Here is a 5,023-nt window from a genome sequence, read left to right on the forward strand (position 1 = left end):
ATTTCTTGTGGGATGGGCATCCTGCCCGTCCCTTCCACAAAGAGTGAATTTCTTGTGGGATGGGCATCCTGCCCGTCCGTAAAAGGCTTATTGAGAATGGTGCAATATCTCAGTTAAAACCGACTGGAAACGCTCAGGCAATTATCTTTGTGTCTGTTCTCATATTTTATTCAATCAAGATTATTAACTTATGTCTTCTCAAGAATTTCAAGCAGCATACACCAGCATTCACAGTACAGGCACTTTCCTCTTACAATATCTCAAAGAATTCCGTGACGGACTCCGCATTCAGGGAGATGAAAGTCAAGGGCTACAAAGCATTGAAGATGAAATTAACAAAGCTTTAAAGGCTTTGCAAGATCAGAAGTATCAAGTAGCTGTCATTGCAGCAATGAAAGCTGGCAAAAGCACCTTCTTAAATTCTATCATCGGTGCTGATGTGCTGGCGAGTGAAACGGCCGCCTGTACTATCTGCCGTACAGATGTCCGACACATTAAACCGGGCAAAACTCCTAAACTTTTAGAGTATCGAGAAGGAGAAAGAAAACCAGTCATTCTTGTTGAGGGTGACGCAGGCGAAATTCAGCAAAAATTCCTGCAGCGTACCCGTGAAATCCGAGAACAAGGCAATCCCGATCACACTACACGCTTTGAAATAGAGCATCCGATTGAAGCAATTAGCCAATTATCTTCTCTCACAGGCTTTACCTTAGTTGATACTCCCGGCCCTAATGAGTGGGAGTCTGCAAACTTCAACATAAATGCACTGAAGCAGACAGCACTAGAAGCACTGCGAACCTGCAATGCCATTCTGTTTATTTTAAACTACGCTTCCTACAAAGATAATGCAGTTGCTGATTTGTTTAAGGATGTTGTTGAAAATCGTAAGGATTTTATAGCTGAGAACACGGGAAAAATTTACTTTATTTTGAATAAAGTTGACCAAAAAACAGAGAGAGACAAAGAAATTGCTGATGTCATTAAAGATTTAGAGCGAGAGTTAGTTGGCTTTGGCTTTTGCAATCCAGTTATTTACCCTGCTAGTTCTCGACAAGGGCTTCTAGCGAAACTGATTCAGCAAGAAAAGGCCACTGAAAAGGAGATAAAAGATTTTGAGGATTTCTTTAGTGCCAAATATGCTGAGAGAGATGAAAAAGGTAGGAGAGTAATTCCTTTACCTGAAGAGATTGCACCAAGAGCTTTGCAAGATAGCGGTATTCCGAGCATTCAAGAAACAGTCATTCAAAGGATTACGCAAAATTCAGGCTGGAATTTATTGAGTGAGGTGGTGGCAGAACTTGATAAAGCTGCTAAGGCGATTGAGGATACTCAGAATACACAGATTAGGGGTTGGAAAATGGGAATTGAAGCCCTAAAAGAAAAAGTAGAAGACTACAGAAGACGTTCGGAGAATGCGAGGGCGAACATTGAATCTGTAAAGAAAACTGTAGAGGAACAGAAGCAAACACTAATCAAAGGATTTAGTCAAGGCATTAACACATTTGCTAATGAGGCTAAAGCTCAGATAGCCAGTGAGATAGATAAAATTGCAAAGTCTCGTTCCACCAAATCTCCAAAGCCAAAAAAAACTCAACAAAGTCGTCAACTACCACCAGCAACATCTGATAATATAGGCTGGGGACAAAGAGTAGGAGACATGGGAGAAGCCGTATTAGAATTAATCCCTGGCTTTGGTCAAAGCCTAGGGAGAGTCTTTAAGTTAGGTGCATCCTTGTTGGATATACTGGGTGAGTCTATTCCACAAGCTTTCAGTACCTCTGCCTCTGAACAGATTGTTGATAGTGAAGAGTTCGATCCGTGCATTTTCCGGTGTAAAACTAAGGCAGAAGCTGGGAAAATTGTTGAAACTATCAATGAGTTTTGTGCGCCACACATTCATAATTGGTGGATAGATACTCAAGATGAGCTTGTTCGAGATGGAACAAATATTCGCAAAGAGTTAGCCAAAAGAATTCAAGAAGATATCCAAGAAATCTCAGATGAACTGTCTGCTTATCTGGGCGATGCTTTGCAAGTGAAACTAAACATCAACCCGATTCAATTTCCGAGTTTTGATTTTGCGGGGATAGATGCAAGGGTTAAAGATGTACAAGTAGCAGTAGTTGTCGGAACTAGCAAGAAAGAAACAGGGAGAAAAAGTCGCTGTTGCAATTCAGATGAAGTCTATCATGCTGATGTTCCTGTAACGGAAAATCGCTCCTTCTTTGAAGTTGATTTACGCCAAACATTAGGTTCGATCGACCGCAAAATAGATGAGCAGACAGCTAGAAATAAAAAACTGTTAGAGCGAGTCATTGGAAAACAGGTGGAAGCTGATTTCCGAAGTGCAGAACGGCAAATCAATGATTATATCAACAGGTTTCAAAATGACTTCGATCGCGTTTTGAAGGAACGGGAAACGAAAGAAGCAGAAGCGCCGGAAATTCTAGCTCGTCTTGAGTATCAAAAAGCCAAGCTTATTGAGTACCTCAGTCAATTAAGTTCGATTCGGGAATCTCTCAATAGTTGGAAGCCAGTTAAGTAAAGTTAGAGAAAGTACGATCGCCCTTTTCTTCCAAAAGTGCGATCGCCCTTTCCCCCAAATAACCAAAAGCGCGATCGCCTTTCCCATGTCAAATCCCAAAGTGCGATCGCCCTTTTTTTATTCACTCGCGCACATATTAAACTTGTTAACATGATAACATATCAGCAGAACAGGTGTACGATCGTGAGAATATAAAAATTGGAGGAAGCCTAAATGGGAAAAAGTACGGAAGTGCCAGCCAAGCGACACGACCCAAATTACATACAGCTATCGGGAGATGTCCGAAAAGAACTAGGACTTCAGTTTAAAGCTGCGTGTACTCTGAAGCAGCTAAATATAGGAGAAGGGTTGGAAGAGGCGATCGAGATATGGTTTCAGGCTCAGCAAGCCCCCTCATCCAGCAACAGCAGCAAACAGGGGGACGAGTGAGAGATCCAGATCGGGAAAAAGAAGAGCTTGGCAATCCCATCAACGAACCCGTACAAGCGTATAACCTAAAAGAAGCGAAAAAGAAATGCCAACAGCTAGCAACTGAATATGAACGGTCTCTTGCAGATGTTCGTCCTGAAGGCAAAGCCTGGTTTCGCTGCTACTTTCAGTGAGGGAAAAGACATGAAAATTCGAGAATCTCTTGGTCAAAGTGTATGGAATCATTCTGAGGGCTGGTGCTGCGAGCCTCTTGACCCCATACCGCCCGGTCATATTGCCCTGGCCGTTGAAGCGATCGATCTTAATCTTGTAGACTGGGATATCGAAGAAATTGGCGAAAAAGCAGGTTTTGATATTCAGTACAAATACACGGGAGTCAATGACCCGAAAGATTCATCTTTAGCTTGCGTAAGTCAGTTTGTGGGCATCTATGAAGACTTCTCAAAGCTCGATCGCGATTTGGAAATTTTGATTGCAGCCGGCATCCCGCGTCATTTATTTAAAATACTGACTGACAACGATGACATCGATTTGAAGCCTGTAACGCAATACCTCAAAGCTGTCTCATAATGCTTTGAGTGTAGCGCAATTGTTTCTTTTTCCGAAAGTACGATCGCCCTTATTGTCCGAAAGTGCGATCGCCTTTCCCATGTCAAATCCCAAAGGGCGATCGCCATTCCTTAAGTTAAAATATAACTTGTCAGATTAGATAATATAACTTATCAGATTCAGAAAGGACAAGTTATGCCTGTAAACTGGAGAGAACATATCGTTAGTACCCCCGATGTACTGCGAGGTAAACCAAGAATCAAAGGGACTAGAATTCCCGTTGGTCTGATTTTAGGATATTTAGCATCAAATAACACTGTAGAACAAATCATCGACGAGTTTCCAGATATCACCAAAGAACAGATAGCTGCTTGTCTTGATTATGCTCGCGATTTGTCGGATTTTGAAACAGTTGCCTAATGAGTTTAAAATTGTTCATCGATCAATGCGTTCCTAAGTCTATTATTCAAATACTTCGTGATACCGGACATGAAGTTTTTGTATTGGGAGATTACATCTCAATAGAATCTCCAGATACTATTGTCATTGCCAAAGCTCAGGAATTAAATGCCATACTTGTTTCTCTGAATGGAGACTTCTCAGATATTGTGACTTATCCGCCAAGTTCATATCAAGGAATCATTTCTATTCAACTGAGAAATCACCCTGAAATTATTCCTCAGTTGATGGCAAGGCTAACAGAATACTTATCATTGCACGATAGTGAGGAGCATTATCGAGGTAAATTACTACTGGTAGAAGTTTACAGAATTCGCATTCGAGAGTAAAAATTGATAGCGAGATCCCTTTTCCCCAAATAACAAAAAGAGCGATCGCCCTTTCATTCCTAAAGTGCGATCGGCCTATAATTTCAGCATGGCAACCACTGTCAAATTCAACAGAGCGATCGGTATAATTAAAAAAACAACATCAAATACAGTCAATTAATGCCATGATTGATAATTTGCCCATCAAGCTGCCTCACTTACCCAACAGCTTGCCCAGCGAAGGTTCTGTCCGCATTGAGTTAGTCAACGGACTCTTAATATTTAGCGCTTCTATTCAAACCCAGGAACGAATTCAAACTTTAACAGCTCAACAACAAGCATCAAATCTCACTCCCGAAGAACAAACAGAATTGGATGGATATCGAGAATTCATTAGCTATCTAAATTTGGTAAATGAAACCATGAAAAATACTTTTCTATATCCTTTGCGAGGCACTGTCATTGGCTATAATGAGCCGTTTGAACCTGCGGTTTCCTTGGAAGATTGGGAAGCGCTACACTGATTGTACTAGATACTCATATATGGGTTTGGTGGGTTGACGATAACACACGACTGACTCAGAAACATCGGGACAGGATATAACAATATCAATCTCAAGGTTTAGGAATCAGCATCATTTCTTGTTGGGAGGTTGCTAATACCAATTTTATATGAAGTTGCATAGAATAAAGATAGTGTTTAGAGGGCATCAGTGATGACACGCCAACTGAT

General features: G+C 41.2%; 9 protein-coding genes. 8 read left to right on the plus strand and 1 reads right to left on the minus strand.

Going from position 1 to position 5,023, the window contains the following annotated elements:
- The first annotated feature begins 190 nt into the window (after nt 1–190).
- Nucleotides 191–2,545 carry a dynamin family protein gene (locus QUB20_RS19870; protein WP_333248524.1) on the plus strand — a complete coding sequence of 785 codons (2,355 nt, stop codon included), beginning with the start codon at nt 191–193 and terminating at the stop codon, nt 2,543–2,545.
- 2 nt (nt 2,546–2,547) lie between these two features.
- Here the strand turns inward: QUB20_RS19870 and QUB20_RS19875 are convergent, their stop codons facing one another.
- On the minus strand, nt 2,548–2,697 hold the full coding sequence (locus QUB20_RS19875) for a hypothetical protein (RefSeq protein WP_333291599.1): 150 nt from the start codon (nt 2,695–2,697) through the stop codon (nt 2,548–2,550).
- A 61-nt stretch (nt 2,698–2,758) separates the two neighbouring features.
- Between QUB20_RS19875 and QUB20_RS19880 the strand changes: the two genes are divergently transcribed.
- The 7 genes from QUB20_RS19880 (at nt 2,759) to QUB20_RS19910 (ending at nt 4,814) form a co-directional block, all read left to right on the plus strand.
- Nucleotides 2,759–2,974 (plus strand): hypothetical protein, encoded by a 216-nt coding sequence (locus QUB20_RS19880; RefSeq protein ID WP_333248520.1) that lies wholly within the window; start codon nt 2,759–2,761, stop codon nt 2,972–2,974.
- Nucleotides 2,971–3,147, plus strand: coding sequence for a hypothetical protein (locus QUB20_RS19885; protein WP_333248518.1), 177 nt, complete (start codon nt 2,971–2,973; stop codon nt 3,145–3,147). The genes QUB20_RS19880 and QUB20_RS19885 overlap by 4 nt, the downstream gene beginning before the upstream one ends.
- A 10-nt stretch (nt 3,148–3,157) precedes the next feature.
- Nucleotides 3,158–3,544 (plus strand): hypothetical protein, encoded by a 387-nt coding sequence (locus QUB20_RS19890; protein ID WP_333248516.1) that lies wholly within the window; start codon nt 3,158–3,160, stop codon nt 3,542–3,544.
- A gap of 4 nt (nt 3,545–3,548) precedes the next feature.
- Entirely contained in the window at nt 3,549–3,683 is a 135-nt protein-coding gene (locus QUB20_RS19895) for a hypothetical protein (RefSeq protein ID WP_333271679.1), read from the plus strand.
- Between the two features lie 35 nt (nt 3,684–3,718).
- Nucleotides 3,719–3,943, plus strand: coding sequence for a DUF433 domain-containing protein (locus tag QUB20_RS19900; protein WP_190742266.1), 225 nt, complete (start codon nt 3,719–3,721; stop codon nt 3,941–3,943).
- On the plus strand, nt 3,943–4,311 hold the full coding sequence (locus tag QUB20_RS19905; RefSeq protein WP_333248513.1) for a DUF5615 family PIN-like protein: 369 nt from the start codon (nt 3,943–3,945) through the stop codon (nt 4,309–4,311). Before QUB20_RS19900 ends, QUB20_RS19905 begins: the two co-directional genes overlap by 1 nt.
- A 164-nt stretch (nt 4,312–4,475) precedes the next feature.
- On the plus strand, nt 4,476–4,814 hold the full coding sequence (locus tag QUB20_RS19910) for a hypothetical protein (RefSeq protein WP_333248511.1): 339 nt from the start codon (nt 4,476–4,478) through the stop codon (nt 4,812–4,814).
- Nucleotides 4,815–5,023: the final 209 nt, after the last annotated feature.

It is taken from the genome of Microcoleus sp. B4-C2, from assembly GCF_036705265.1.
Lineage (GTDB): Bacteria > Cyanobacteriota > Cyanobacteriia > Cyanobacteriales > Microcoleaceae > Microcoleus.

Coding starts and splice junctions, on each gene's coding strand:
- QUB20_RS19880 (WP_333248520.1), top strand. CDS start 2,759: ATGGGAAAAAGTACGGAAGTGCCAGCCAAGCGACACGACCCAAATTAC.
- QUB20_RS19890 (WP_333248516.1), top strand. CDS start 3,158: ATGAAAATTCGAGAATCTCTTGGTCAAAGTGTATGGAATCATTCTGAG.
- QUB20_RS19905 (WP_333248513.1), top strand. CDS start 3,943: ATGAGTTTAAAATTGTTCATCGATCAATGCGTTCCTAAGTCTATTATT.
- QUB20_RS19910 (WP_333248511.1), top strand. CDS start 4,476: ATGATTGATAATTTGCCCATCAAGCTGCCTCACTTACCCAACAGCTTG.
- QUB20_RS19900 (WP_190742266.1), top strand. CDS start 3,719: ATGCCTGTAAACTGGAGAGAACATATCGTTAGTACCCCCGATGTACTG.
- QUB20_RS19870 (WP_333248524.1), top strand. CDS start 191: ATGTCTTCTCAAGAATTTCAAGCAGCATACACCAGCATTCACAGTACA.
- QUB20_RS19875 (WP_333291599.1), bottom strand. CDS start 2,697: ATGTTAACAAGTTTAATATGTGCGCGAGTGAATAAAAAAAGGGCGATC.